This is a genomic window from Arthrobacter sp. TMT4-20 (assembly GCF_054510775.1).
The window spans coordinates 32428-58750 of record NZ_JBTNDW010000007.1; the positions used below are offsets into that span (position 1 = coordinate 32428).

The window sequence follows — 26323 nt, forward strand, 5'->3', positions numbered from 1 at the left end:
TGACTCGACGAAAGGGTGCTGGCTCGGCCAAGCGGCTAGGGCGGCTACTGGTCCTCGAGGTGGAAGACCTCGGTGAGCCGCAAGAAGCCCTCATCCGGCCTCCCGTCTAACTCCACAAAGAATTCGCCCATCTCTGCCTGCCAGCGGGCGTTGACGGCGGTGGCAGCCATGGCCCGTTGTGCGGCGGCGAAGTCCTCGGATTCGAGATAGCCAATGAGCAACCCGTCGTCCCGGAGGAAAAGGGAGTAGTTGTGCCATCCGCTGGCCTTGAGGGCTGCCACCATGTCCGGCCAGACCGCCGCGTGACGTTCCCGGTACTCAGGGATGCGGTTGGGCTTAACCTGTAGCTGAAAACAGATCCGTTCCATTATTTCCTTTCTGTTCGGGCGCTCAGGGTCAAGAAGCGGCTCTGGGGCCGCTTCTTTCCCCGTCGGTGGTGCTTGCAGGGCGCTAAAGCGCTACATGCCGGTATTCAATGCCAAGAAGGTTCGCGGCCGCCTTGAAGTCGGCGGCCCGGTGCCCGATGCACAGGGCCCAGTGGTGGCCAATGCCGGTCTGTGACCATTCGTCGACCCACAGGCCGGGATCGCCGCCGAAGTCCACCCGGGACGTTGTGTTGCCAATGGCCAGCAGCGGCCCGGGCACGACCTCACCCTCTGAGGTGATGAAAACGAAACTGCCGTCGGGGTCCTGACCCAACCCGAAGGTGGTGACCGGACCGTGCCGGACGTCGAACTCCACTGACACACCCCAGCCCCTCTTGCCGTGATAGATGCCGAGCCCCCGCAGCAGCGGGTCCCCCGCGCTAACCGCAAGATGCGCAGGCCCGTCGTGGCCCATCTCCACGACGTTGTCGACAAAGTTCAGCGCCTGGATCTCGGTGAAGGATCCACCGGCTTTCATTGCCTGGGCAGCGAGCATGGCAATCGAGGTGCGCAGCTCATATTCGCCAGCCATCGGTACCCCCCTGGCCGTCAGGATCGATGCACCGAGGATCATCCCAGCACCGAGGCGTTCATGCTGTTCCCCCGCGAGGCCGCGGTGATAGTAGGCAAGGGAGTCGAGGTCAAATTCCTCGACCAGACGGTCAAGGCCGACCGAGACCCTGGCGCCCCAGGCGAAGTCGCCGTCGTCGACCGATGGGTCCACCGTGAACAGTCCGCGTGCCAGCTCGACCCGCTCCTTCACCTCCACTTCGGAGACGGAATTCACCAGTTCTCGCAGGTCGTCGAATTCAAGGATCTCCACATGGGAGCCGAAGGTCGTGGACACTGTTGTCAGGTCGGTCGAGACGTCCAGCATGCCGGGGTACAGGTGCCCCATCAGCCCGTGCCGCGCGTAACGCAGCCGCCCCCGGACCCCCGCCGCATGGACCCACTGGTTTATCCGCTGCCAGGCGGATTCCTGGGTCAGATACCCGGAAACCGAACGGAACGGGATGCCAGCACGGCGAAAGACATTGGCCACCTCCGGCACCGGGCATTGCCCGCAATACGCGAGCCATTTCCCGGTATCAAAGGAGCTGTGATCCATCGCCTCGGTAGGCTGCAAATCAATCACAAGAACCGGGGTCTGTGACCGCTGCGCGATCGGCAACACCATCGAGGACGTGAGATAGGTGGCTAGGAAAATCACAATGAGGTCGCAGTCCGCGACCCGCAGCTTCTCTGCCGCGGCGCCGGCTTCCTGTGGGTCGGATACGAAGCCGACGTCGATCACCTCTGCCTCCAGTGCCGTGAACCGCTCGGTCACATATCGGCTGGATTCCCGAAGCTGCGGCAGCAGTTCGGGGAACTGGGGCCAATAGGCACCCAATCCGCCGGACACCAGTCCGATCCGGGTGGCCCGACGTCGGTGCGGGGCAAGCTTCTGGACGGCGGACAACGCGTCCGCCACGGGGGCAGCCACGGGGGCCACGGGGTGGTCACCGATCATCGGTTAACTCCTTACTGCAACGGACTACTCACTGCGACGGGCGACGAGAAGAACGCGATGGCAAGCGCGAAGAGCCGTTAGGCTCCCCGCGCTTTCCATCGTCTAGAAGTCGTAGTCGTCGATGTTCTCGGCGTTGAAGACCGTAGGCGGCCCAACAATCACAATGCCGCCTTCTTCAACCTCACGTTCGCCCAACTCTCCGGCTTCAAACGTGTCGCCAACAGCTCCGGTAATGTCACCGTCGGCCAGTGCCTTCCCAGCGAAGGCTGCGACGTAGCCCAGCTGGGCTGGATCCCAGAGCGCAAATTCGGAAACCGTTTCGTCTTCGACGAATGGCCGCATTTCGTTGGGCAGCCCCAGGCCGGTCAGGGCAACTTCGCCCTTGTACTCGGAAGTGGAGAGGTAGCGCGCGGTGGCGGCAATGCCCACGGTGGTCGGCGCGATGATGCCCTTCAGATCCGGGTAGGCCTGCAGCAGACCCTGCGCCTCCTGGAAGGACTTGGTGTCGTCGTCGTCGCCATACACCTTCGCTACGAGATTGATATCCGCGTAGTCCGGGTTGGATTCCAGTTCCTCTTCCATGAACTTGATCCACTCGTTCTGATTGGTGGCGTTGGCCGTGGCCGACAGAATGGCGATGTCACCCTCGCCGCCGATCTGTTCGGCAATCAGCTCAAGCTGGATCAGCCCCACATCCTGCGCATTAACCTGGCTGACAAACAGGTCGCGGAAGTCGGGGTTTGTATCGGAATCGAACGCCACAATCTTCGCGCCGGCGTCCCGCGCCTCCTGCAGGGCGGGCCCGACGGCGTCCGGATCGTTCGCGGCAATCGTGATCACGTTGGTCCCGGCCTGGGTTTCCGCGTTGATGAAGGAAACCTGACTGGACGCGCTGGCGTCGAGCGGACCGACCACCTCCGAGGCGGCGAATCCTGCCTCCTCGGCACCCGTCTCTCCGCCGCTGAGAACCACATCCGTGTAGGGGTTGTTCAACTGCTTGGGGATGAAGGTGATGGACTGTTCGCCGTCGGCGCCGCTGCCGCCTTCAGCACCTGACTCAGCGGTTTCTCCCCCGCCGCAGGCGCTGAGCATTAACGCAGCGCTGGCGGTCAGCGCGATGAGAGCCGTGCCCCGACCCCGCCGGGACGTGTTGTGAGTAGACTTCATTGTTCTTCCTCTCATAAAGCGCTGGTGGACCAGTCGCTGATTTATGCCCCAGTGGGGACGGACTTAGGGATGAAGCTGTTGCCGCACACGTCGGTCATGTCGACGTTTTTTGAGCGCGGTGCTAACGCTGGGTGTTACAACCGAGAGAATCAGCAGGGACCCGGTCACAATGATCAGGACGACCTCGGAGACCCGGTCAAGCCGCAAGGCGTACGTGATGGTGCCGATCAGCAGCACGCCCGCCAGTACGCCGGGGATCGAGCCCTTGCCCCCGAAAATCGACACTCCGCCGAGCAGTACCGCGGCAATGACCGCCAGTTCAATGCCGCTGGCGTTGTCGCTCCGGGCGCTGGAGTAGCGGAGGGTCCAGTAGATTCCGGCCATAGCTGACACCACGCCGGTACCGATGTATAGCCAGAACTTGGAGCGCGCCACATTGATCCCGACGAAACTCGCCGCCTCCTTGCTGTAGCCCAGCGCAAAAAGCCCGCGACCAAACGGTGTGAAGTGGAGAAGCACCCCAAAGAACGCGATGATCAGTACGACGCCAATCATCACAGTGGGAATACCGGTGGCCCCCAGCTTGGACGTGAAGAACGTCGTCAGTGCGGGCGGGAAGTCCGCCACCGCGTTGTCACCGATGACCACCAGAGCCAACCCTCGAAAGAGCGCGAGGGTACCGATGGTCACGGCGAGGGAAGGCAGACCGAGATATGCGATCAAGAGTCCGTTGAAAGCCCCGGCAACCAGTCCCACGACGAGACATACGATGAGCGCAATCCAGATCTCGGTTCCCGCCGCCCAGAGGACACCCAACACGGCGCTGCTGAGCCCGGCGATACTGGCCACCGACAGGTCAATTTCTCCGGAAACGATGACCAGGGTCATCGGCATGGCAATGATCAGGATGGGGATCACGTCAAGCAGCAGAAAACCGACGGTCACCGGCGAGGCAAAGCGGGGGATGGCGAGGCAGGCAAACAGCACCACGACTACCAACGTGTAGATCATGATGGCGTCGCGGCCCAACAGCAGCCGTTGCGCGCCGGTGCGAACCTTGGCCTCGGATTCGAGTGCGGCCGCGGTGACCGTACCACTCACAGTCGTCGTCGCAGTCTTAGACATTGCGGGCCTCGCTGATCCGTAGCTTCCTGGCGGTGCGAATAGCAGCCAATCGGTCAATAATGATGGCTGCGAGAATCAGAATTCCCACGATCGCCTGCTGCCAGAATTTATCCACCCGGAGGGCGGCCAGGGCGCTGGTGATAGTGGTCAGCAGTAGCGCGCCAATCGCGGCTCCTACCACTGTCCCGCTCCCGCCGAAGATCGCAACACCCCCGACGACCGCGGCGGCGACCACGTCCAACTCGAGGCCCGTGCCGGTGGTGGCCCCCACGGAGTTGAAACGGCTGGCGTAGAGTACGCCAGCCAACCCCACGAGCACCCCATTCGCGATGAAGGCGAGCAACACCCGGCGGGTGACTGGAATGCCGAAAAGCTTGGCGGCGTCCGGGTCGGAACCGATGGCGTAGAGATCACGCCCAGGTCGGGTACCTGCCATAAAGAGGGCAACCACGATCACCACAATGACAGCAATCAGGGTGATGAGCGGAAACCCCAGAACGGTGTTCACCGACAGGGCGCCGAATTCCTGTGGGCGGTCCCCAGCGAAATACTGGGTTCCGCCAGCCCAGGCATTATTGATGCCCCGGAAGATATAGAGGGTGCCGAGCGTGATCACCAACGCTGGCACTTTCGCCACGGTCACCAGGATGCCGTTCACGGCGCCAAGTACGCCACCGAGGATCATCCCCAGGATAAACACCACTATGACGGGGACATCTGGCATAGCGAAGAATAGGGACCCAGTCGAGAAGGCCACCAGCCCCAGCGCCGATCCGACCGAAAGGTCCACGTTCCGGGTGATGATAACCAGAGCCTGGCCTACCGCAAGCAGCATGACTATTGTCGCGTTCAGGAGCAGGTCCTTGACCCCTTGCTCGCTGAGAAATAGGGGGTTCACCAGCCAGGTGAAGAACACCAGTCCCACCAGCGCGATAATTACGGGCAGTTCGCGGAGGCGAAGCACCGCTGCGATTCCGGAGGTCCGGCGATGCCGATCCTCGGGTGCCTTGACGATGGCGGGGCGGTTCAGGTCTGTGCTCACGTGGCGCTCTCCGGTGTTGCAGTGGCAGCGTGCATGACAGTTTCAGGGGTTGCTGAAGCCCGGTCCAGTTCCGCGGAAATCCGCCCTTCATGCATAACCAGGACCCGGTCCGCCATTCCCAGAACCTCGGGAAGTTCGGAGGAGATCATGAGGATTGCGATTCCTCGGCCAGCTAGTTCAGACACGAGGCGGTGCACTTCGCTTTTGGTGCCGACGTCGATGCCGCGGGTCGGTTCGTCGATGATGAGTAGCTTCGGTTCGGTGGCCAGCCATTTGGCCAGCACCACCTTTTGCTGGTTGCCGCCCGAGAGCGTTGACACGGGGTGCTCCGGGGAGCCGGCCTTCACCTGGAGTCGCTTAGTCCACAGGGCAGCGGCCTGACGTTCATCCTTGCCCCGGATGATCCCGCGTTTGGCGAGACTATTGCGAAGGGTCAGCACGGCATTTCGTTCAACCGACAGTTCCATGACCAGCCCCTGGTTCCGCCGGTCTTCGGGGACAAACCCGATCCCCGCGTCAATCGCTGCTCGGGGATCACGAGATTTAAGGGCATGTCCGTTCATTTTGACCGATCCGGCGTCGTACCCATCTATACCAAAGATGGCCCGCGCCACCTCGGTCCGTCCGGCACCCACCAGTCCTGCCAGCGCCACGATCTCGCCGGCTTTGACCTCGAAGGTGATGTCGGAGAACACTCCCGCGCGGGAAAGGCTATCGACCCGCAGGATGGTGTCGCCAATTTCCGCCTCCTCCTTGGGATAGAGGGCAGCGATGTCGCGGCCGACCATCTCACGCACGACGGCTTCCACCGTGATGTCCGCCGTGTTGTGGGTATTGATGTATTGGCCGTCCCGCATGACCGTGATGCGGTCGCAGAGGCCAAAGACCTCATCAAACCGGTGCGAGATGAACAGGATGCCGCTGCCGGCGTCGCGAAGGTTGCGGGCCACTGCGAAAAGCCGGTCCACCTCGAGACCGCTCAGCGCAGCGGTGGGTTCATCCATCACTAGGATCTTCGCATTGAGGGAGATGGCCTTGGCGATCTCGATGATTTGCTGATCCGCGATGGACAGTCCCTCGGCGGGACGATCCGGGTCAATCGGGACACCCAGTTCCAAGAAGAGATCGGCTGCTGCGCGGCGCATCGCGCTCCTGCTGATCAGCCCGAGGGCACCTTTTGGCTGACGTCCAATAAAAATGTTCTCTGCAACGGTGAGGTCTGGGAAAAGGGTGGGCTCCTGGTAGATCACCGAAATCCCGGCGGCTTTGCTATCGCCCACATTGCGGAAGGACACCTCGGCTCCCGAAACTGTGAACCTGCCGCCATCGGGAGAGTGGACCCCTGCGAGAATCTTCACCAGTGTGGATTTGCCGGCACCGTTCTCCCCCACCAACCCATGGATTTCACCTGGCCGAATCTCCACCGTTCCATCAGCCAGTGCCACGACCGGCCCGAAGGTTTTCGCAGCACCGACAAGTGAGAGCAGTGGGACCGCCGGAACCGGGGATGTGCGGGGCTCCGAGGCAGAAATCCCGGCATCCTGATCTTGCGGCATTGCAAGCCCTCTCAAAAATGAATCGTTTCATAAAAGTGGTTCAGGATTGATCGTAGGCGTGAGGGGGATCACCGTCAACAGCTGATTCCAATCCGTGACCTTCGACGGGCATACCGGCAGTTACAGGATGTGCGAGTCACCGGGACGGGCGTAGGAACCTATATTTGGGCAGTGATCCGGCCACTTGTGCTCCCCCGCGCAACAAGCTCGGGCTGGAACACCACCTGTCGCCGCTCGCTCTGCGCGTCGTCGATTTCTCCGAGCAATAGCTCGACGGCGGTGCGACCCATGAGCTCGGTAGGCCTGCGGATTGTTGACAGGGGCACCACCGCGGATTCAGCAAAGTCAATGTCGTCGTACCCGATCAGCGCCAAATCTTCCGGCACCTTCAGCCCGCCGATGAGCAGCACCGCCTGCATCACGCCGATCGCGAGCAGATCGTTGGCACAGAAGATTCCATCGGGCATCCGCGCCGGATCTGCCTTGACCACCTGCTCCCCCGCTGCCCGACCCGCCAGCACTGTCATGGCTTCCGCAAGCACGAATTCCAGCGACGCACCGGGGAACTCCCCGACGGCCCTCCGGGCTCCCGCCATTCGGTCGGCCACCTGCTGGATCGAAGCGCCTGCCCCTACAAACGCGATCCGTCGTCGACCGCCTTCCAGGAGGTGCCTGACAGCGAGGTAGCCGCCGGCCTCGTCATCGACCGACACCGAACTGAAAAGTTTCAGATCGTCCTTCCGGTCAACTAGGACCACGGGGACTGCCCGTGAATGAAGCACCTCCAGCCGGGCCGCGAGGTCACCCACAGGCGAGATCAGCATTCCCTGTACCCGCTGTTGCTCGAACACGTCAATGTAGCGGGCTTCACGGTCTGCGTCATGGCCGCTATCACCGAGTACCACCGTGCTCCCCCGTTCGGCCGCGGAGTCCTCTGCCGCCCGTGCCAGCGAGGAGAAGAACGGATTGCCGATGTCCAGGACAATCAGCCCAATGGTCCGACTCTGTCCCGCCCGCAATTGTCGCGCCGCATCATTGCGCACGAATCCAAGATCTGCGATGGCTGCGGTCACCCGCGCCCGGGTGCGCTCCGCCACCCGGGTTGGGTGGTTCAAAACATTGGAGACGGTCCCCACCGCAACCTGTGCACGATCGGCCACATCCTTGATACTCACCGGGCGGCTGTTCATGGCTAATCCTCACTGGCTACGGACCACTACCAGGCCGTACCGGCACCCAGCACAGTGATCCTTGACACTCTCTCGTATGCAAGGATAACTTTGACAGATCAAAGTGAAACGATTCAAGCCAGCTTTTGAAGCCTGCACTTCATGGCAGGCTGGCCCGCACCTTGAATGACCTGGAGACAAGAATGAGTGTTCTGGATAGCGTCACGCCACAGCTGGAGCAGCTGGCCATTGAAGTCCCATCCTGGGCGTATGGAAACTCCGGCACCCGGTTCCGGGTCTTCCAAACCCCCGGCACCCCGCGCACGGTGCGGGAGAAGATCAGCGACGCGGCGAAGGTGAACGAGCTCACCGGGCTGGCGCCCTCGATCGCGCTTCACATTCCGTGGGACAAGGTCGATGACTACGGTCAGCTCGCCGACTATGCCCAGCAACACGGCATCTGCCTCGGCACCATCAACAGCAATACCTTCCAGGACGAGGACTACAAGTTCGGTAGCCTCACCCACAGCGATGCTGCGATCCGCAACAAAGCCATCGACCACATGTATGAGTGCATCGACGTCATGAACGTGACCGGATCACGCGATCTGAAGATCTGGCTGGCGGACGGGACCAACTATCCGGGCCAGGGGGACATGCGCTCCCGTCAGGACTGGCTGCAGGAATCGCTGCGCAAGGTCTATGACCGACTCGGCGACGACCAACGGCTCGTTCTGGAGTACAAATTCTTCGAACCGGCGTTCTATCACACCGATGTTCCGGATTGGGGAACCTCCTACGCACAGTGCCTCGAGCTAGGCGAGAAAGCTCTGGTCTGCCTGGATACCGGTCATCACGCCCCCGGAACCAATATCGAGTTCATCGTCGCTCAACTGATCCGGCTGGGAAAGCTTGGTTCATTCGATTTCAACTCCCGTTTCTACGCCGACGACGACCTCATCGTCGGCTCGGCCGACCCCTTCCAGCTGTTCAGAATCATGGTCGAGGTGATCCGAGGTGGTGGGCTGGACCCGGCATCCAACATTGCCCTCATGCTGGACCAGTGCCACAACCTGGAGGAGAAGATCCCCGGGCAGATCCGCTCGGTGCAAAACGTCCAGGAAATGACGGCGCGCGCGCTGCTGGTTGACCGCCAGGCCCTGACCAGGGCGCAGGAAGCCGGTGACGTATTGGGCGCCAACGCCGTGTTCATGGACGCCTTTTACACAGATGTCCGACCCGACTTGGCTGCGTGGCGCGAATCCCGTGGACTCCCGGGCGACCCGATGGCTGCCTATCAGGCCAGCGGCTACCAACAGCAAATCAACGAGGCCCGCCAGGGCGGCCAGCAGGCAGGATGGGGCGCATAATGACCAACCCAGTAGTCGAATCCTTACTCAAACGGTCAAACCGCTTGGGCGCTGACCACCGCAACACCAACTATGCGGGCGGTAATACCTCAGCCAAGGGCACGGCGACCGACCCGGTAACCGGCGACGACGTCGACCTCCTCTGGGTGAAGGGCTCTGGAGGCGACCTTGGCACCCTGAAAGAGCAGGGCCTTGCAATCCTCCGTCTGGACCGGCTCCGCGCGCTGACCACCGTCTATCCCGGCGTCGACCGCGAGGACGAAATGGTCGCGGCCTTCGATTTCACGCTGCATGGGAAAGGCGGTGCTGCACCTTCCATCGACACCGCGATGCACGGGCTGCTTGACGCCAACCACGTGGACCATCTCCACCCCGACTCCGGTATCGCCATCGCCACCGCTCAGGACGGGGAAGCCCTGACCGGGACCATCTTTGGCGACAAGGTGCTCTGGGTCCCCTGGCGTCGCCCGGGATTCCAGTTGGGGCTGGACATCGCCGCCATCAAAGCCCAGAACCCGCAGGCGATCGGCGTGATCCTCGGCGGACACGGAATTACCGCGTGGGGAGACACCTCGGATGAGGCCGAGAGGAACTCGCTGTGGATCATCATCACGGCCGAAAAATACATTGACGCGCATGGGCGCACGGAACCGTTCGGCGCCCCCCTACCGGGTTACGGAGCCCTTGCCCCCGCCGAGCGGCGCGCGAAAGCAGCGGCGCTCGGACCGTCGATCCGCGGTCTTGCGTCCACCGATAAGGTGCAGGTGGGTCACTTCACCGACGACGACGCCGTCCTGCACTTCCTGGAAGCCTCCGAGCACCGCAGGCTGGCGGACCTCGGCACCAGTTGTCCCGACCATTTCCTCCGCACCAAGGTCAGGCCGCTGGTGCTTGACCTCCCCGCAGATTCGTCGGTGGAAGACTCGCTGAGCCGACTGCGCGAACTCCATGAGGCTTACCGCACCGAATATCAGGCCTACTACGATCGGCATGCTGCGCCGGACTCGCCCGCTATTCGGGGCGCCGACCCGGCAGTGGTTCTGGTTCCCGGCGTCGGCATGTTCACCTTCGGCGCCACGAAGCAGACCGCCCGCGTGGCTGGTGAGTTCTACCTGAACGCGATTAACGTGATGCGTGGGGCCGAAGCTATTTCCACCTACTCGCCGATCGACGAGAACGAGAAATTCCGCATCGAGTATTGGGCACTCGAGGAAGCCAAGCTGGCCCGGCTTCCCCAGCCCAAATCCCATGCTGGGCGGATCGCCCTGGTGACCGGGGCGGCGTCGGGCATCGGCAAGGCGATTGCCACCCGGCTCGCCGCCGAGGGGGCGTGCGTCGTCATCGCTGACCTGAACCTGGAGAATGCACAGACGGTTGCCGCCGAGTTGGGCAGCACCGATACAGCAATTGGGGTGCAGGCCGACGTCACCGATCCAGCGCAGGTACGGCTTGCCATCGACGCCGCGGTGCTGGCCTTCGGGGGGCTGGATCTGGTGGTCAACAATGCCGGACTGTCGATCTCCAAGCCTCTGCTTGAAACCACCGAGCAGGATTGGGATCTGCAGCACAACGTGATGGCCAAGGGGTCCTTCCTGGTTTCGCAGGCCGCGGCGAAAGTGTTGATTGAGCAGCAGATGGGCGGCGACATCATCTACATCTCGTCGAAGAACTCGGTTTTCGCCGGGCCGAACAACATTGCCTACTCGGCAACCAAGGCGGACCAGGCGCATCAGGTGCGGCTGCTTGCCGCCGAGCTTGGTGGGCACGGGATCCGCGTCAATGGGATCAACCCGGACGGTGTGGTGCGCGGATCCGGGATCTTCGCCGGCGGGTGGGGCGCCAAGCGTGCGGCAGTCTACGGCGTCGAAGAGGACAAGCTAGGCGAGTATTACGCCCAGCGCACCCTCCTCAAGCGGGAGGTGCTGCCAGAAAACGTGGCCAGCGCCGTCGCCGTCCTGACCTCCGATGCCCTGTCACACACCACGGGGCTGCACATTCCAGTGGATGCGGGTGTGGCGGCGGCGTTCCTGCGATGACCGGCCGCGCTGGCGCGGTGTTCGTCGCCGTCGACATCGGCGCCTCGTCGGGGCGGGTGATTCTCGGTCGAATGGGATCGGACGGCCCGTCGCTCCAGATCGTGCACCGGTTTCCCAATGGGGCGGTGGAGGTCGACGGCACTCTGCGCTGGGACGTACGCGCGCTGTTCACCCAGGTGCTTGCGGGACTGACATTTGCGTCAGGTTCGCTTGAACCCGGAGAACGGATTGCGAGCGTGGGTGTGGACACCTGGGCAGTGGATTACGGTCTGCTCGACGACGGCGGCGCCCTTGCCTCTCTACCCTTCAGTCACCGGGACGTTCGAAGCGAGACAACCGTGGCGGGCGTGCACGCCCTGATCCCGTTTGAGCGCTTGTATGAGATCACCGGATTGCAGTTTCTGCCGTTCAACACCGTCTATCAACTGGCCGCCGAGACGTCACTGGACCGGCAACAGGCGCTGCTGGTCCCGGACCTGCTCTGCTTCTGGCTGACCGGACGGCGGGCCAGCGAGGCGACCAACGCGTCAACCACTGGATTGGTCGATGCGCGCACCAATGACTGGGCACCCGAAATCTTCACCAGGTTGGGACTTCCTTCCGTCCTCTTCCCGCCGTTGATCCAGCCGGGACAAACGCTGGGCATTCTCCTACCCGAGGTGGCGCGGAGCACCGGGCTGCCTGCGGATACTTCCATCGTGGCGGTGGGCTCGCATGACACTGCATCAGCCGTTGTCGCGGTCCCCGCCGCATCCGCAGCCGAAAAGTTTGCCTACATTTCCTCGGGCACCTGGTCCCTGGTCGGAGTGGAACTAGACCATCCCGTGGTCACTCCGGCCAGCCGCTCAGCCAACTTCACCAATGAACGCGGTATTGACGGCACCATCCGGTATTTGCGGAACGTCGGAGGCCTCTGGCTCCTGCAGGAGTGCCTGCGCAGCTGGGCTATTGGCGGTGAAGCCCCTCAGTTGGAGTCGCTACTGGCCGAGGCTGCGTCCCAACCTGCCGACGGTCCCCGAATTGACGTTGACTCAGCCACCTTCATCCCCCCGGGAAATATGCCTGCCCGAATCCTCGACGCGATCCGCCAAGCCGGGGGTGCGGCACCCGCCGATCCCGCCGGCGTCGTGCGCTGCATTCTGGATAGCCTCGCCGACGCCTACGCGCGAACGGTGCGGCAGGCTGTCGACCTTTCCGGCGCCTCAGTCGAAGTGGTGCACATTGTGGGTGGGGGTTCCCAAAACGCGCTGTTGTGCCAGCTGACCGCTGACGCCACTGGCCTGCCGGTCGTGGCCGGACCGGTCGAGGCGACAGCATTGGGTAACATCATGGTGCAGGCCCGCGCAGCGGGACTCCTCGGTGATGCAGCATCGCTTACCGATATCAGGGCGGCGGTCGCCCGGACGGCGGACACCACCACGTACCACGCCTCACGGGCCCGGAAGTGCCCCAGGGGCCGGCCCTAGTTCAAGGAACCGGTGTACCTGAGTCTGACACCCACGGATCGGGATGGAGGCGGGCTGCTACGCATCCTTGATGGTGCCGCACCCTTGTCAGTGCCCAACCACCGGCATAGCATCCAATAATGGATGCCGTTGAATACACTCCAGCCCGAGATCAGCTCGTCTACACGTTCGGCGGCGCAGCGCCAGTCATGACGATCCAGCCCGGAACGGTATTGAAACTGTGGTCTGAGGACGCCTTCAACCACGCCCTGACCAGCGTCGATGATCTGTCCAGTGAGAAGGTGGACCTCCGGTTTGTGAACCCCCAAACCGGGCCGTTTTACGTAGCTGGCGCGGAACCCGGAGACACTCTAGCCATTCATATTGTGGACCTGACGCCCGCCCGTTCCTGGGGTGCATCGGCCACCATCCCCTTCTTCGGCGGACTCACCAGCACCGATCGCACTGCTCTGCTGCAGGAACCGCTCCCGGATACCACCTGGATCTACCACGTTGACACTGCGCGGCAGACCGTTGGATTCCAAGCCCGGCATACCGAATTCGAGGTCGCGCTGCCTCTTGAACCAATGCTTGGCACCATTGGGGTCGCTCCGCCCGGCGGCGAAGTGCGGTCATCGCTGGTCCCGGAGCGTTTCGGCGGCAACATGGATTCCCCCGAAGTCAAAGCCGGAACCACGGTCTATTTAGGGGTGAACGTCGAGGGAGCCTTGTTCTCCATTGGAGACGGCCATTACCGGCAGGGTGAGGGCGAAGCATGCGGAACGGCCGTGGAGGGGGCGATGAATTCAACCATTATCGTCGAGCTTATTAAGGGTGGAGCTCCGGCCTGGCCCCGGCTTGAAAGCGACAGTCACTGGATGGCCGTTGGTTCTTCACGACCCATGGAAGACTCCTGGCGAATCGGTCAGGTGGAGATGGTGAGGTGGTTTGAGGAGCTCTTCGGACTGCATCAGATGGACGCTTACCAGTTGCTCACCCAGACGGCGCTGGCGCCCATCGCCAACGCCGTCGATGCCAATTACAGCGTGGTGGTGAAGGCCGCAAAGAAGCTATTCCCCCGAGTGCATGCTTTTGACGGATTACACGATGACCTGCGTCACCGCAGCAAGAACCTCTAGGAGAGACCATGGACCTGCAATTGGCTGGACTGACCGCACTGGTAACCGGCGGTACTAAAGGTATTGGCCGGGCAATCGTCGAATCCTTCGCGGCAGAGGGTGCCAACGTGGGGTTCTGCGCTCGGAACCCCGCCGAGATCGAAGCTAGTGAAGCCTCACTGGTTGGCAGCCGCGGTCGCATCTCTGGTACGGCGATGGACATGGGCGACGCCGCCGCGGTGGCACGATGGGTCGGTGATTCAGCGTCGATGTTCGGCGGGATCGACATAGTGGTCAGTAACGTGAGCGCCCTCGCCATCCCCGACACTGACGAAAACTGGGAAGCATCTCTCAGGGTAGACCTCATGGGTACGGTCAGGCTGGTCAAGGCGGCGCTGCCCCACCTGCAGCAGAGCAGCGCTGCGTCAATCATTGCCATCTCCAGCGTCTCCGGACGGGAAGTGGACTTCGCCTCCGGGCCCTACGGGACCGTCAAGTCGGCTCTCATCGCCTACATGGCAGGGCTGGCTTTTCAACTGGCCGAGCAAGGCATCCGCGCCAACACGGTCTCCCCCGGCAATACCTTTCACGAGGGCGGCGTGTGGCAGAACATCGAACAAGGCGACCCCGAGCTGTTCAGCATGGCGATGGGACTGAACCCAACACACCGGATGGGCACGCCGCAAGAAGTTGCCGATACCGTGGTATTCGTTGCCAGTCCGCGGTCCAGCCGAACCACTGGAGCCAACATCCTGGTCGACGGCGGGCTGTCCCGGGGCATCCAGTTCTAGGCCAGGTGAAAAGTGCTACATCCGGCCGAACCTGGCACGGATGATGGCGAAAGCGCCGTAGAAGATCAGCCCCACAGCGATGGCGATCAGGATCCCATTCCCAAACGGGTGGTCCTGGAGCGCCTTGAGGCTCCCATCCAGACCCGTCGATTGGGACGGTTGGTTGGTGATGGCAGCAACCACAAAGAGCAATCCCATGAGGATGAGCGCCACCCCCTTCGCGACGTGGCCCAGCACCCCCAGTGCGTCGACCACGGCACCCCGCCGCAAATCAACAAAGTGCTCCAGTTCGGGTCTGAACGTTCGACGCAGCCCTTTGACGATGAAGTAGACGCCAATCCCTAGCACCGTGCCGCCCACCACGAGCACGATGAAGGATCCCAGCGGGTAGGCCATCATCGTCCTGGTGAAATCCCTGGTGAACTCACTCGAGTCCGGGCCATCGCCCAGTGCGAATCGTGCCATGGTCACCGCCATGATCCCGTAGGTGACGGCCAGGGACCCCGACGAGACGGCTTTCTCAAGCCGCTTCCCCACTGGCTTCCGCCGATACCGCAGGGTGGACTCGCTGAGCTGCCACAGGGCAAGCCCCAAACAACCAATCGCACACGCCCACATGGTCCACGGTCCAGCAGATCCTGAAGCCAACTGCTCCAACGCCCCCGTGGGCTCCGCCTGCCCGTCCCCACCGGACGCGACCTGCAATGCGATGACCCCGATCAGGATGTGCACCACCCCGAGCACCGCAAACCCAAAACGAGCGGTGACGTCCAATGCCAACCCGTCCGAGATACTTTCAGCCGTATCCGCTATTCCGGACCTGTTGCTTCCCCCCGCGGACATCCACGCTCCCCCATTGGCCAGAGCTTCTACCCTATCCGGGCGGGGGAGCGACCCGGAAAACTTTGGAAGCGGCCCGTCGTCAGCTCCTGAAGGGACCCTCGCCCACGCTAGTGGTTGACGAAACGTCAGTGGGAGGGATGCCTTCGCAGCAGGGCGCCCTTTCGGTCACGGAAAGCGCGGTGCTACAGTTCGAACGAAACCCACGGCGGGCGTCCCGGCTGGGATAGCTATCTACCAGGTGGACCTGCACATTGATGACCCGCAGTTGCCCGGAAGCGCCCGCCGGGAGGATTCCCCGGCCAGGGCTCGACGGCGGCTGCCCACCCGGGAGACAACACCTGTGAACACTCAAGACGAAGCGCGGTTCCTCGACGAGACTGTCGCGTTGGCGGTCGCAAATGTCCACAACGACGGCGGTCCATTCGGGGCGCTAATCGTCACCAGCGATGGTCGTAGCTTCGCGGGCGTCAACCGTGTCACCGCGTCCAATGACCCGACCGCGCATGCCGAAGTGATGGCCATCCGCAACGCCTGCACCGCACTGCAAACCTTCGAACTCTCTGGAAGCACGCTCTACACGAGCTGCGAGCCCTGCCCACTTTGCGTCTCCGCCGCGCTCTGGGCGCGAGTCGAATCGGTGGTTTACGTGGCCGACCGGTTCGACGCGGAGAAAGCCGGCTTTGATGACGCGGTCTTCTACGACTACTTCAACACCCCGGTTGAAGAACGGTCGATGCCAATACGGCAGGTGGCCCCACTTGCGGAAGCGGAACTCCCAGCCTCGGCTCCGTTTGACGCCTGGCGTACCCTGGCCGCGAGGGTCGACTACTGAGCAGTCATGGACCGCGGCAGCAGTTCGACCGCCACCAGGGCCAGCCCAGCAGTAACCGTCGTCCACAGTACAACGGCCGCCGTCGGCTGCTGCCACAGCACCAACACGACCATTGCGACGACGATGACGGCGGCTTGGGCCGCACGTTTGTGCCGCCCCAGGCTGTGTTGCCAGGGCTCTGGGTCGCTGTCGCCGCGGGCGTATCCGGCCTCCGGGGTATTGCCGCGCCGTTGCCCCACAGCCACACTGGACCGTCTCACCAGGAACGCAACCAGCATGGTCAGCAACGCAACCACGAAGACGCTCCTCAAGCTGACCTGCAGTGGGGCAAGTAGACGATCGATGAGACTCTGCGCTGCCGCTGGGGTAATCCGGTCGGACGGGATCGCGTTGAGGTAATACGCCCGCCCCAGTCCCACTGCGACCGCTAGCAGTGCCATGGCAAGCGCAGTCCCAAAGCCCAGCGTCCCAATCGCTCGCAGCCTCGAGCCGGTGGGTGCCACCGCGATCGCAGCGACTGACCCTAGCGCGGCGAGCCATGTCAGGGTCACTGCACCACGGTCAAGGACATTGATCGCTCGCCCAGCCCGGACCAGCTCGGGCGACTGGAAAAGGGTGACCTCGGCGTCGATCTCTGGAATTCTTGCCGCGATCGTCACATCTTCTCGGATCAGCCGCTCCTTGACCTGCGCGATCATCTCCCCAGTGGAAATAGTTACAGCACCGCTCTCGTCGAGGCTGGCCGCACCGGTGGGTTCGCCCGTGATCAGACCAATGAGCCGCTGGTGCGCCTCGCGGTTCGCCGCGATCCACAGGACCTGAAACTCCGGGGCGGTGACCACCCGGGAAGCGACAGCCTCAATTCTGGCGTGGGTTTGTTCAATGATCACCGGCACCAGGTCCTCGATCAGGGGTTCTGCCAACGGTGCCGACCGGGTCAGCTCGGTCAATGCATCCCGGGCGCGTCCCTCAACATCAATTGACGCAACAATTCGCTCGGTCACGTGTTCGGCCACCTCGGCCTGAATCGCTGGGTCGGCCGCCAGCGGAGCGACTGTTGCCACATATCGATCGGTGGCAAGAATCTGGGTGCGCAGGTATAGAGCCGGAACCGTGGCGAAGACCAGTCCGGCGGTGAGGACTACCAGGATCACTGACGTGACCCAACGTTTCCTGGGCATGGCCGCGCTCCGGCTAGGCCAGCAATCTGGATTTCGCGGCCGCGAATTCCGCGGCGGTCAGCACCCCGGCCGAGTGAAGGTTGGCGAGCCGGGCCAGTTGGTCAACCAACTGATCTCCGCCTGTCATCGGCGGTGGCGGGCTCGACGCCGGATGGGGGCGAACCTGTCGGTCATGCATCCGATGGTTGATAGCCGCGGCGGTCATCTGTGCTGTGCCTGAGATGACTGCTGTTCGGGCCACGGATCCAAGGAGGCCCGGTCTGCCCTGTCTGCCGAATGGCATTTCGTGTCCTTCGAACGGTTTTTGGGGTGAGTCGATTAGCTTGCAGCGACACCATCGGCCTGGAAAGCGTCGACCACTGTGTCGTGCGGAATGTGGACGTGCAGCGCGGTTGTCCCGCCCGCGGCCCGCACGTCTTCAGACAGGCGCCGAGCCCACCGATGCTCCAGCGTGACGATCACCGAGGACTCGTTGTCCCCGACTGACTCCGCCACCACCTCAATGTCGGTTTCGCTGAGCAACGTCAGTGGCCGCGGATCGACAATCAATCGCGACCAGGCGGCCGGCAGATCGTCCCCCAGATCCCTGACGTTGAGCGTGCCCAGCCCATCCCTGGCAACGACTACTACGTCGAGGAGGGCGACTGCCCCCGACTCAACTGCCTCGCTCAATGAGAAAGCAACACTCTGGTCAATCTCCGGGCTGGGAAACGTGCAGATGATCACTTCGACTGGGCCGACTCGCATGTGGCTCCTCTTCAACACCTACGCTCAGGTTCAAAGCTCAATTTTCCACAAACCACACGAACTGAAATCACCCGGTCCGGGTGATCTGCCAACCACGTCCCGAACGACACAGTTAGATGGTCACCACTGGCACCTCGGCACTCTTCCTGCTGACGAGTGGGGCAATCGTCGACCGGGGTCAGTGAAGCCTTCGCCGGGACCAGGATGGTGCTCCTCGGACCTAACCTGGGCTGGGAAGCAGCGGATGCGCTCCGCAACACCTTTTCGGCGACCGACCACGCCTCTCGGGAAACGCTCTTGTGCTCAAAGCCAGGAACTCCCACGATTGGTATCAGCTGACGGGTTCTGCTGCAAAGGATGCATGAGACCGCCCGATAGTCCATCGTGAGGACGTGTTGATCCATGGTCACATATGGAGCAGTTGCCGCGACAAAGGTCAGGCCGCCACGGCCGGACCAGTCTGCTTTGTTGCGTCCACGTCTCTTGCAGGCGGTGGACGCCGTGCTTCAGCCCGGCTCCCGACTTGCCTCGATCACCGGTGGGATGGGCTATGGCAAAACGACGCTCGCTGTTCAGTGGGTTTCCAGGCGGAAAGCTCAGGGCCGCCCCGTCGTCTGGCTCACCATCGACCCGGCCGACGACCAACCCGCACGGTTCTGGTCCCTGGTGGTGAGTGCCATCGAGCTGGCAATTCCCACGCTGGGGGATGGCCGCCTGCGCAGACACCCAGCGCCGGAGACATCCGGGGACAACGCATTCATCGACAGCATCATCACGATCATCGCTGAGGTGAAGGGACAGGTTATTTTCGTCCTGGATGACTGCCACGCGCTGAGGGATCGTCGGGTCCTTCAGGACCTCGACTATTTTGTTCTGCGCTCCGCATCGAACGTGCGCTTCATTCTGATCGGTCGATCCCTACCGAGGCTCAGTGCGTTGTACCAAGTCAATCTTGACGACGCTCTCATCGAGGTCGACGGCGGATCGCTCGCCTTCACCAGGCGTGAGTTGGTTCGGCTGGTGAAGGGTTCCCCCCTGGACGTTGACCGCTTACTTGACCTGACCGAGGGGTGGCCTGCGGCGACCAGACTGGCGTCCCGCCACGCGGAGTCGGTCAGTTCCCAGAACCCACCAGATGCGACCTCAGACCCTTTGCATCGCCAGCTTATGCGGCCTCTCTTCGACTCCTACAGGCCCGAACTGCAACAACTACTGCTCTCCGTGTCGACGCTTGCCACCTGGACTGTCGAGGATCTCAACCATGTTCTGGGCCGAACCAATGGCGCGCAGGTCCTCGACCGCCTCCGCGCCGAAACGGGTCTGATCATGGACGTCAGCAGCGAGCCATTGGCGATCAGACATTTTCGATGCCACCGGTTGCTGCGGCGCTTCCTCGACGCTCACGCTGCGGCGAATCCTACAGATTCCCTGGCTGCCGCCCACGCCCGGATGGCCGCCTGGTTACCGGAGCAGGGACGACACGCGGAGGCTCTGGTTCATGCGGTGCAGTCAGGAAACCCCGATGTATTGCGAACCACCGTGGCCACCTCTGGTCTTGAACTCCTGTGGGGCGGCGAAGCCAACCTTATTCTCGAAATATCCGCCAGCCAAAAGCGTCACCCCTTCCAGGAGCTGACGCTCCTGGAAGGGGTGATCGCGTTGCGGGCGGGCGACCCGACTGTAGCCTCCGAAGGCCTCGATCGCCTCAAACGCAGCGGCGCTGGGCAGCACCTACCGGCGGCATTTGTGCTGCTGGCAACCGCTCTCCAGGCTCAGTTGGATATGTCGCGAGGCTCATTCACTGACGCTGTGGACTTGCTTGAAAAGGTCGTTGAACAACCTCCCCTCGACGACCTCGACCTGTACCTGACGAATGTCCTGGCCGCAGCGATGGTTGGGGTGGGGCGGTTTGAAGACGCACTGGCCCTATCGCTGCAGGCATCCCGGCTTGCCCGTAACCGCGGGAACCAGACCGCTCTGGTTGATGCCCGATCGGTTGCTGCCGCTGTCCATGTCTCCCGTGAAGAATTCAGGCTGGCCCGGGCAGAAGCCTCCTGGGCTATCCGGCGCGCCGGTGAAACCGAACTACGCTACGGCCCCAGCCTGAGGCCGGCGCACCTGATCGCCGCGTGGTGCGCCTATCACGCCTTGGACGATTCGTCGGCCCGGCTCCACAACGCCTACGTCAGACGCGCCGATTCGGCCGTCCCAGTAATCGCCCGTTCGAACTCAAAGCTATCCCTGATCCTGCAATTTCAAAGCGGGAGCAACCGGCATGAGGCTGCTGCCGGGCTGTTGAACCGGGTGCGGCACGACCTTATCCACGGTGCGTTCCCACCAGACCTCGCTATTTGCTCCCTCCAAACGGCGTCGATGCTGCTCCAGCTGAGACACGGCGACGCCTTGGAGACGCTCAAGTCGGAACTCAGGCAGCATCAAGGGGTGAGCGGAGAACTGCACACCATCTCCGCGTGGGAGCTCCTCGCCGCCGGGCATCTGAATGCCGCCCGGAAGCTCCTGTCAGCAGTCACCGCTGGCTACGTTGAAAGCCAAAGCCGGTGCTCCATTCTGACCGCGTGGGCTCTGACCTGCCGAATAGCGCTCGAAGAGGACCGGACCTACGAGGCTCGAACCGCGTTGGGGGAGGCTCTTCAATTGGGGGCCAAAAGCGGCACGCTACGCGCGTTCGCGTTTGCCGGGGCCGAAGTCCGAGCTGCTGTGGTTCATGAACAACTCTACTTTCCCGCGTTCGGCCACATCATCGCACGCATCACCCGTTTCCGGGGTAACGGGCAAAGCTCGTTCTACCCGCCCCTCACCCATCGTGAATTGGATCTCCTCACCCTGCTGCCCACCTTCGCGACCGTCGACGAGATCGCGGAGCGGCTGTTGATCTCAACAAACACCGTAAAGACACATGTCCGGGGCATTTACCGGAAGCTGGGGGCGACTTCCCGCCGGGAAGCGATCGCCATTGCCCAGGACCTTGGGCTGTTGCCGGCAACCGCCAGCACACCAGCCAGTTCCGCCGTTGTGCTCAACGGCGCGCGTAAATCCCTTACCCCGCGCTACGACAACTAGTCGTAGCACCCGACCCTAGGAGGTGCTCTGTGAGCATCAACTTCTGGGACTTCTTTTGGGCAACGCTGGTCTTTTTCCTGCTCGTGTCCTATTTGTCGCTCCTCTTCTTTGTACTGGCCGACATCTTCCGCAGCCCGGAAATGGGTAGATGGGTCAAGTTCGTCTGGGTTCTTCTCCTCATCTTCCTTCCCTTCTTCACAGCATTGGCCTACCTCGTAGCCCACGGACAGGCGATGGCCCTGCGCAGCTACGGAATGATTGAGTCTTCTCGCTCCGCAGCAGCAGCCACCGCGGGCAACGAAGAGGCGACGGCCGTGAACCAGATCAAGACCGCGAAGGCCCTGTTGGATGACAACGCAATTTCTGAAGCCGAGTTCCAACGGCTCAAGGAGAGCATCCTGGTCGATCTGCCCTTCAGCACAGGCCGCTCACCTGGAGCGGGCACCCAACTTCGATGACACCAGACAGGCGGAACAGCAAAAATCGGCCGGCGTCCTTTCTTGAACTCGATCAACGACGACGACGCCGGGTCGTTGTCGTTGCCGTGATCCGTTCGATCGTGACTCTCGCAGTGATACTTGCCGTCTACTTCCAGTTCCCCGTTTCCGGATTCGCATCAGGCACTGCGGCAGCCGCCTGGATACGGCTCATCGCGCTGTTGCTCATTTTCCTGATCGCCATGGCCCTTCAGATCCAGCTGGTCCTCACCTCCGGGGTCCCCCAGGTGCGTGCCGCCGAGGCGGTTGTCCAGAGTGTTGCCCTCTTCCTCTGCCTGTTCGCCCTGCTCTACGTGTCCATTTCTGTGACGGATCCGCAGTCATTCAGCGAGCCCCTGAGCCGGGTGGACGCGCTATACCTCACCACAGCTACATTTGCGACCGTCGGTTTCGGCGACGTCGTGCCCATCGACACTCTCGCGCGGGTCGCGGTGACCATCCAGATGATCACCGGTTTGGGGTTGTTGATCCTGATCGTAAAAGTGGTGTTCTTCGCGGCGCGTCAGGGGCTACTTCGGCGAAGTTAGCGCTGCCCGCTGCCACTCCTGACCGGGGTGGTGGACGGATCGCGCTGCTCTTGCCGTTCGAAGTCGGTTTCATCCCGGCTCGGTGGTCTGGCCGGGGACGCCCAGGTAATCCAGCTGAGCTGCCACCGACGCCTCGGCTGCCCGCCGGACTGACCCGTCGACGTCGGCGTAGACCACGTCGGTAACGTTCTGTACCGTTGCGCCAGCACCAATATCCGCGAGCGCAGCGCGGATTTGATCCAACCGTTCGCCCCGGTGCCGTAAATAGTGGCGTGAGATGGCTGTCAGATCCGGGAGGATCGGGCCGTGGGCGGGAAGGACCCTGGCCGGTCCGAGCGCGCTGAGCTTCGCCAGCGAGTCCAGGTAAGGACCCAGCCGGCCATCGGGGTAGTCGATGATGGTGGTGCCGCGGCCCAGGATTGTGTCGCCCGTCAGGATTGAACCGGTAGCGCCGTCGTCGGGCAGGAGAAAACAGACCGAGTCAGAGGTGTGCCCGGGGGTGGCTAAAACCCGGATGGTCACCCCCGCCGCGAAAATTTCTTCACCGTCGACCAGCTGAGCTCCCCCGTGGCAGTGGCCAGGATCCATTGCCCGTACCGGCGCTCCGGTCAGCTGATGGAAGCGTTCGCTGGCTTCGGTGTGGTCGCGGTGCCGATGGGTAATCAGGACCAGTTCAACTTTCCCCGCGCCGGCCAGCGCCGCCAGGTGTTCCTCATCCAACGGGCCGGGATCCACGACGACAACCGGGCGTTGCCCCGTCTCCACCGCTGCGACACCGGCTGCTTCACCGGGCACTTCACCGGGCACTTCGCCCTCCGGGGCTGCAATGAGATACGAGTTGGTGCCCTCCAGACTCATCGGCCCCGGATTTGGGGCAAGCCGATACCGGGTGAGGTCGCTGCTGGAAACCAGACCTGGCGTGTGCAATTGAACCATGCATCTACCCTAGCGATCCCGGTCCCTGCGCCGACCCCCGTATCGGATAAAGTGCGCAGCATGAGAACATCCCACAACGACGCACCGGCGGTGGTTCCCCGCCTCGCCGTCAGCGTCCTGATGATCCGTGGGGATGAGATTTTCATCCAGAACCGCTCGCTCACGATGGACTTTGCTGCAGGGGTTGTCGTCTTCCCAGGGGGCCGCGTGGACGCCGTCGACCATGTTACCGCCGTCGCCCACCCCGCCCCGGCGCACCTCCTGGCCAATCATGCGCGAAGCTGGGCGGCGACCAGCATTGCCTCCGGCCGGGGGCCCGGCTCGATTGAGGTGTCCCCGGCTGAGGCATCCGGCGTGTTACTCGCCGCAGCGGTGCGCGAAGTGCAGGAGGAAACGGGGGCTGTGTTGGCGCCCGAGGATCTGACCCCGTGGGCCAACTGGATTACGCCTGCCAGTTACGGCAAGCGCTTCGACACCTTCTTCTACCTGACCGTGCTTGCTCCGACCGTGGATCCGCGACACCAGACCACCGAGGCCGATTCGTCGCACTGGGCAACAGCCCGGTGGATTCTCGCGGGCGCCGCCGATGGGCAGTTGAACCTGATGCGCCCCACGGAGGCGCTCCTAAAGGAACTGGCCGGCCTCCCGGGACGCCTGGCGGCAGCGCTGCAGCCGATCCTGCAGGCGCCCCGCCGCATTTCGCCGGTGGGCCGACCGTAGCCCACCTCAAACCCCACCCAGCACCCCGCGACCGGATCGTCCGGGGTCCTCAACCTTCCGCGATCCGCCGGAGGTAATCCCGCCGTTCCCCACCACGATTCCCTGGCGCACCCATCACGGCGTAGTCTCTGGAGCAGGTCGCCGCTGCCGCGGCGCGTCGATGGGGGAAACATTGAACTGGATCCGCACACACAGGGTATTCACGGGAGGACTGGGACCTGGCATCGGAGGGAAGAACATCAATTCACACGAAGGCGACCTATTTTGTTTTTTCTGGGAAGGAGACCGAACGGATCCGTCGGGAACAGATGACCATTACAGAATTATGGAAATTAAATCTGTAGATATAGACGCTCTACATGTACTGGTCTTCAAACAACGCTACGAAAGACCGCCGGACAAGGTTCGCCTTGAATCCCTGGTCCCGATCCAACTGCACGCAGTAATTGGCGGCCCGGTCGTCCTTCCGTTTAGCTCCTTCGACCCATGTTCGCTTCAGCCCGTCGATCTCCTGTAAAGATTACGTCCAGGCAGTACCGGCACGAGACGCTGTTATCGGGAGATCCCTGTGCGGATCTCTTGCGTTGGTGCTGGGGTGTTGCCGCGCTTGACTGTTTTTGCTCTGCTTGGCTTCCCGGCGATTGCCTCGGTGGGTGGTGTGGCTTGGTCACGGTCGGCCACTATCCGGGCGTTGATGGTTTCGGCGTCTGCTTTGCCGTCCAGTGATGAAGCGAAAGCTTGCCGGCGTTCCTCGCTGTCGTACAGTGGGGCGGCTTGCTTCGCTGCGGCGTTCTCGGCTTCGACCTCTGCGGCTCGGTTGCGGTCCTCTCTGCCAGCAGCTCCCATCACCACGCCTGCCTCTATGCCGTCATTGTTCCCGGCGGTGCGCTGCCGGTCTGCTTCGGCCCTGTCCCGTTCTGCGCGGGCTAGTGCTTCGCTGACTGCGTTCGGGTCCGCTCCGGGGCTGTTCACGTCCACGCCGTAGCGTCCCTGCACTTCGCGGCGGATACGCTCGGCGGCTTCCTGAGCTGAGGGGTCAATGTCTTTCCACGCGGTGGCCGTCTCGTGGACTCGCTCTATGTCCTGCGGGCGTGCCTGGTCCCACCACCGATCATCTGCGGTGGGGGCGAGCTGCGCCCACGCTGCTCCCCGTTGGGCTTCGTAGCGGGCCTGGAGTTCTTTGCCGCGCTGTTCCTCGACTGCTTGCTGCTGGCGTAGCGACTGCTCACGCATCCGGGCGAACTGTTCGCCTAACCGGCCCGCTAACGCTATTCCGGTTCGTGAGAGTCCGTTTACTGCTTCTTCAATGCCGTCTGATTCGCTCATTGCCTTGTCTCCCCTAATATCTGATTATCGTTGGATTCCGCGCTCATGCTTAGGTGTCGTCAGGGTTGGTTTCTTCGCCGGTTCGATCTTCCGCCGCCGTCGTCGGGCTGGCCATGATCATTACAGCAGCGATGACCAGGCCGCCCCTGGAGTTTGGCTGGTTTGCCTACGCGCCGCTGTCAAACTCCGTGCTCCTGCCCGGTCCGACCGCTGGTGAAATCTTCGGGCTGGGTCTTGCTGCGCTCGGGCTGATAATTATCGCCTGGGCACTTGGCTACTTTCGCGGGTGGCGGGCACCATGACCACTTTCACTCTAAAGCCGGTGGCCGTCTGGCTTGTCGCGCTCTCATTTGTGGTGACGCTCGGTGGGGTGTCACTCCTGTTCGGCGCCACCCCCACCACGCTGCCCCTGCCCACCGGCGTCGGCGAGCAGAGCATCGCCTATTCCTCCGAGTTGGTCATAGCGGTCGACGACGACGCCTCCTCCTTTTCCGACCTGCTCGCCGTGTGCGGTCAAGTGCTGCTGGTCGGTGGGCTGATGGCCAGCGCCGCAGCCGCCGGCCTCCGGCTGGGGAAACGTCAGCGGGTCATGACTGGGACAAACCCGAGGAAGCCCAGCTCACCGGTGGTGGTGCTGTGGGTGGGCACCGGTCTACTTCTGGCCGGAGTCCTCATTGCGGTGGGATCGGGACTCGTGCCTGCCCCTCTGGCCTCGCATCCGGGTGCCGTCCACACGCCCTTCGGCAGTGGACTCCCGATCCGGCCGATCGGCACCGCCCTGTTGACCAGCGGGGTCGCCCTCGGCGCCGCAGTCGGCGGCTACCTTTTCGGTTCACGCCGCCGTTAGGTGCTCACTTTCCCCCGGCCAGACCGTTCGCT

Annotated in this window: 25 protein-coding genes; 12 read left to right on the forward strand and 13 right to left on the reverse strand. The window is 62.8% G+C overall.

Features of this window, described 5'->3' with window-relative positions; all coding sequences use genetic code 11:
• Positions 1-44 precede the first annotated feature (44 nt).
• The 7 genes from ACX80Z_RS08295 to ACX80Z_RS08325 all read right to left on the reverse strand — a co-directional run bounded on the left by ACX80Z_RS08295 (position 45) and on the right by ACX80Z_RS08325 (position 8015).
• The gene (locus ACX80Z_RS08295; protein WP_459315534.1) at positions 45-368 is read right to left on the reverse strand and encodes an L-rhamnose mutarotase; all 324 of its coding nucleotides are present in this window, start codon (positions 366-368) and stop codon (positions 45-47) included.
• Between the two features lie 82 nt (positions 369-450).
• Positions 451-1935, reverse strand: a complete 1485-nt coding sequence (locus ACX80Z_RS08300; RefSeq protein ID WP_459315536.1) for an arabinose isomerase — start codon at positions 1933-1935, stop codon at positions 451-453.
• 102 nt (positions 1936-2037) lie between these two features.
• Positions 2038-3102 (reverse strand): rhamnose ABC transporter substrate-binding protein, encoded by a 1065-nt coding sequence (gene rhaS / locus ACX80Z_RS08305; protein ID WP_459315537.1) that lies wholly within the window; start codon positions 3100-3102, stop codon positions 2038-2040.
• A 63-nt stretch (positions 3103-3165) separates the two neighbouring features.
• Positions 3166-4227 (reverse strand): ABC transporter permease, encoded by a 1062-nt coding sequence (locus ACX80Z_RS08310; protein ID WP_459303567.1) that lies wholly within the window; start codon positions 4225-4227, stop codon positions 3166-3168.
• Positions 4220-5269 carry an ABC transporter permease gene (locus ACX80Z_RS08315; protein ID WP_459303566.1) on the reverse strand — a complete coding sequence of 350 codons (1050 nt, stop codon included), beginning with the start codon at positions 5267-5269 and terminating at the stop codon, positions 4220-4222. Before ACX80Z_RS08315 ends, ACX80Z_RS08310 begins: the two co-directional genes overlap by 8 nt.
• A complete protein-coding gene (locus ACX80Z_RS08320; protein ID WP_459315538.1) occupies positions 5266-6825 on the reverse strand; it encodes a sugar ABC transporter ATP-binding protein in 1560 nt (519 codons plus the stop codon). Before ACX80Z_RS08320 ends, ACX80Z_RS08315 begins: the two co-directional genes overlap by 4 nt.
• A 158-nt stretch (positions 6826-6983) precedes the next feature.
• The gene (locus tag ACX80Z_RS08325) at positions 6984-8015 is read right to left on the reverse strand and encodes a LacI family DNA-binding transcriptional regulator (RefSeq protein ID WP_459315539.1); all 1032 of its coding nucleotides are present in this window, start codon (positions 8013-8015) and stop codon (positions 6984-6986) included.
• Positions 8016-8197: 182 nt separating this feature from the next.
• Here ACX80Z_RS08325 and rhaI point away from each other — a divergent pair, with 182 nt between their 5' ends.
• The 5 genes from rhaI (at position 8198) to ACX80Z_RS08350 (ending at position 14754) form a co-directional block, all read left to right on the forward strand.
• Entirely contained in the window at positions 8198-9364 is a 1167-nt protein-coding gene (gene rhaI, locus ACX80Z_RS08330; RefSeq protein WP_459315540.1) for an L-rhamnose isomerase, read from the forward strand.
• Entirely contained in the window at positions 9364-11400 is a 2037-nt protein-coding gene (locus ACX80Z_RS08335; RefSeq protein ID WP_459315542.1) for a bifunctional aldolase/short-chain dehydrogenase, read from the forward strand. The genes rhaI and ACX80Z_RS08335 overlap by 1 nt, the downstream gene beginning before the upstream one ends.
• Entirely contained in the window at positions 11397-12866 is a 1470-nt protein-coding gene (locus ACX80Z_RS08340; RefSeq protein ID WP_459315543.1) for a rhamnulokinase, read from the forward strand. The genes ACX80Z_RS08335 and ACX80Z_RS08340 overlap by 4 nt, the downstream gene beginning before the upstream one ends.
• A 119-nt stretch (positions 12867-12985) precedes the next feature.
• Complete coding sequence (locus ACX80Z_RS08345) at positions 12986-13984, forward strand: acetamidase/formamidase family protein (protein WP_019482170.1); 999 nt, start codon at positions 12986-12988, stop codon at positions 13982-13984.
• 8 nt (positions 13985-13992) lie between these two features.
• Complete coding sequence (locus ACX80Z_RS08350) at positions 13993-14754, forward strand: SDR family NAD(P)-dependent oxidoreductase (RefSeq protein ID WP_459315545.1); 762 nt, start codon at positions 13993-13995, stop codon at positions 14752-14754.
• A 15-nt stretch (positions 14755-14769) separates the two neighbouring features.
• Here ACX80Z_RS08350 and ACX80Z_RS08355 read toward each other — a convergent pair whose 3' ends face one another.
• On the reverse strand, positions 14770-15597 hold the full coding sequence (locus ACX80Z_RS08355) for a DUF1206 domain-containing protein (protein WP_024476015.1): 828 nt from the start codon (positions 15595-15597) through the stop codon (positions 14770-14772).
• Positions 15598-15937: 340 nt separating this feature from the next.
• Between ACX80Z_RS08355 and ACX80Z_RS08360 the strand changes: the two genes are divergently transcribed.
• On the forward strand, positions 15938-16429 hold the full coding sequence (locus ACX80Z_RS08360) for a nucleoside deaminase (RefSeq protein WP_459315547.1): 492 nt from the start codon (positions 15938-15940) through the stop codon (positions 16427-16429).
• On the opposite strand, the gene ACX80Z_RS08365 is transcribed toward ACX80Z_RS08360, so the two are convergent.
• Genes ACX80Z_RS08365 through ACX80Z_RS08375 form a run of 3 tightly spaced genes read right to left on the reverse strand, consistent with a single transcriptional unit; the run spans position 16423 to position 18357 of the window.
• A complete protein-coding gene (locus ACX80Z_RS08365; protein ID WP_459315548.1) occupies positions 16423-17610 on the reverse strand; it encodes a hypothetical protein in 1188 nt (395 codons plus the stop codon). The two genes, ACX80Z_RS08360 and ACX80Z_RS08365, sit on opposite strands and share 7 nt — an antisense overlap.
• A gap of 13 nt (positions 17611-17623) precedes the next feature.
• Entirely contained in the window at positions 17624-17893 is a 270-nt protein-coding gene (locus ACX80Z_RS08370; RefSeq protein ID WP_116777978.1) for an SHOCT domain-containing protein, read from the reverse strand.
• Between the two features lie 35 nt (positions 17894-17928).
• Positions 17929-18357, reverse strand: coding sequence for a DUF6325 family protein (locus ACX80Z_RS08375; RefSeq protein ID WP_019482164.1), 429 nt, complete (start codon positions 18355-18357; stop codon positions 17929-17931).
• Between the two features lie 468 nt (positions 18358-18825).
• Here ACX80Z_RS08375 and ACX80Z_RS08380 point away from each other — a divergent pair, with 468 nt between their 5' ends.
• The 3 genes from ACX80Z_RS08380 to ACX80Z_RS08390 are packed head-to-tail and all read left to right on the forward strand — an operon-like array spanning position 18826 to position 22462.
• Positions 18826-21438, forward strand: coding sequence for a LuxR C-terminal-related transcriptional regulator (locus tag ACX80Z_RS08380; RefSeq protein WP_459315550.1), 2613 nt, complete (start codon positions 18826-18828; stop codon positions 21436-21438).
• 29 nt (positions 21439-21467) lie between these two features.
• Positions 21468-21896 (forward strand): PLDc N-terminal domain-containing protein, encoded by a 429-nt coding sequence (locus ACX80Z_RS08385; RefSeq protein ID WP_459315551.1) that lies wholly within the window; start codon positions 21468-21470, stop codon positions 21894-21896.
• Positions 21893-22462, forward strand: a complete 570-nt coding sequence (locus tag ACX80Z_RS08390) for a potassium channel family protein (RefSeq protein ID WP_019482160.1) — start codon at positions 21893-21895, stop codon at positions 22460-22462. Before ACX80Z_RS08385 ends, ACX80Z_RS08390 begins: the two co-directional genes overlap by 4 nt.
• Before the next feature lie 69 nt (positions 22463-22531).
• Here ACX80Z_RS08390 and ACX80Z_RS08395 read toward each other — a convergent pair whose 3' ends face one another.
• Positions 22532-23398: an MBL fold metallo-hydrolase gene (locus tag ACX80Z_RS08395; protein ID WP_459315552.1), complete on the reverse strand. Its 867-nt coding sequence runs from the start codon at positions 23396-23398 to the stop codon at positions 22532-22534.
• Positions 23399-23458: 60 nt separating this feature from the next.
• On the opposite strand from ACX80Z_RS08395, the gene ACX80Z_RS08400 reads away from it, so the two are divergent.
• Positions 23459-24118: an NUDIX hydrolase gene (locus tag ACX80Z_RS08400; protein ID WP_459315554.1), complete on the forward strand. Its 660-nt coding sequence runs from the start codon at positions 23459-23461 to the stop codon at positions 24116-24118.
• Positions 24119-24670: 552 nt separating this feature from the next.
• Here ACX80Z_RS08400 and ACX80Z_RS08405 read toward each other — a convergent pair.
• Complete coding sequence (locus tag ACX80Z_RS08405) at positions 24671-25444, reverse strand: hypothetical protein (protein ID WP_459315556.1); 774 nt, start codon at positions 25442-25444, stop codon at positions 24671-24673.
• A gap of 65 nt (positions 25445-25509) precedes the next feature.
• On the opposite strand from ACX80Z_RS08405, the gene ACX80Z_RS08410 reads away from it, so the two are divergent.
• Both ACX80Z_RS08410 and ACX80Z_RS08415 read left to right on the forward strand, forming a co-directional pair.
• Entirely contained in the window at positions 25510-25746 is a 237-nt protein-coding gene (locus ACX80Z_RS08410; RefSeq protein ID WP_459315557.1) for a hypothetical protein, read from the forward strand.
• The gene (locus ACX80Z_RS08415; RefSeq protein ID WP_026040990.1) at positions 25743-26291 is read left to right on the forward strand and encodes a hypothetical protein; all 549 of its coding nucleotides are present in this window, start codon (positions 25743-25745) and stop codon (positions 26289-26291) included. Before ACX80Z_RS08410 ends, ACX80Z_RS08415 begins: the two co-directional genes overlap by 4 nt.
• Positions 26292-26323: the final 32 nt, after the last annotated feature.

Excerpts from the sequence above, each read along its gene's own strand:
- ACX80Z_RS08295 (WP_459315534.1), bottom strand. The coding sequence starts at position 368 with ATGGAACGGATCTGTTTTCAGCTACAGGTTAAGCCCAACCGCATCCCT.
- ACX80Z_RS08300 (WP_459315536.1), bottom strand. The coding sequence starts at position 1,935 with ATGATCGGTGACCACCCCGTGGCCCCCGTGGCTGCCCCCGTGGCGGAC.
- rhaS (WP_459315537.1), bottom strand. The coding sequence starts at position 3,102 with ATGAAGTCTACTCACAACACGTCCCGGCGGGGTCGGGGCACGGCTCTC.
- ACX80Z_RS08310 (WP_459303567.1), bottom strand. The coding sequence starts at position 4,227 with ATGTCTAAGACTGCGACGACGACTGTGAGTGGTACGGTCACCGCGGCC.
- ACX80Z_RS08320 (WP_459315538.1), bottom strand. The coding sequence starts at position 6,825 with ATGCCGCAAGATCAGGATGCCGGGATTTCTGCCTCGGAGCCCCGCACA.
- ACX80Z_RS08325 (WP_459315539.1), bottom strand. The coding sequence starts at position 8,015 with ATGAACAGCCGCCCGGTGAGTATCAAGGATGTGGCCGATCGTGCACAG.
- rhaI (WP_459315540.1), top strand. The coding sequence starts at position 8,198 with ATGAGTGTTCTGGATAGCGTCACGCCACAGCTGGAGCAGCTGGCCATT.
- ACX80Z_RS08335 (WP_459315542.1), top strand. The coding sequence starts at position 9,364 with ATGACCAACCCAGTAGTCGAATCCTTACTCAAACGGTCAAACCGCTTG.
- ACX80Z_RS08340 (WP_459315543.1), top strand. The coding sequence starts at position 11,397 with ATGACCGGCCGCGCTGGCGCGGTGTTCGTCGCCGTCGACATCGGCGCC.
- ACX80Z_RS08345 (WP_019482170.1), top strand. The coding sequence starts at position 12,986 with ATGGATGCCGTTGAATACACTCCAGCCCGAGATCAGCTCGTCTACACG.
- ACX80Z_RS08350 (WP_459315545.1), top strand. The coding sequence starts at position 13,993 with ATGGACCTGCAATTGGCTGGACTGACCGCACTGGTAACCGGCGGTACT.
- ACX80Z_RS08355 (WP_024476015.1), bottom strand. The coding sequence starts at position 15,597 with ATGTCCGCGGGGGGAAGCAACAGGTCCGGAATAGCGGATACGGCTGAA.
- ACX80Z_RS08365 (WP_459315548.1), bottom strand. The coding sequence starts at position 17,610 with ATGCCCAGGAAACGTTGGGTCACGTCAGTGATCCTGGTAGTCCTCACC.
- ACX80Z_RS08370 (WP_116777978.1), bottom strand. The coding sequence starts at position 17,893 with ATGCCATTCGGCAGACAGGGCAGACCGGGCCTCCTTGGATCCGTGGCC.
- ACX80Z_RS08375 (WP_019482164.1), bottom strand. The coding sequence starts at position 18,357 with ATGCGAGTCGGCCCAGTCGAAGTGATCATCTGCACGTTTCCCAGCCCG.
- ACX80Z_RS08390 (WP_019482160.1), top strand. The coding sequence starts at position 21,893 with ATGACACCAGACAGGCGGAACAGCAAAAATCGGCCGGCGTCCTTTCTT.
- ACX80Z_RS08395 (WP_459315552.1), bottom strand. The coding sequence starts at position 23,398 with ATGGTTCAATTGCACACGCCAGGTCTGGTTTCCAGCAGCGACCTCACC.
- ACX80Z_RS08400 (WP_459315554.1), top strand. The coding sequence starts at position 23,459 with ATGAGAACATCCCACAACGACGCACCGGCGGTGGTTCCCCGCCTCGCC.
- ACX80Z_RS08405 (WP_459315556.1), bottom strand. The coding sequence starts at position 25,444 with ATGAGCGAATCAGACGGCATTGAAGAAGCAGTAAACGGACTCTCACGA.
- ACX80Z_RS08415 (WP_026040990.1), top strand. The coding sequence starts at position 25,743 with ATGACCACTTTCACTCTAAAGCCGGTGGCCGTCTGGCTTGTCGCGCTC.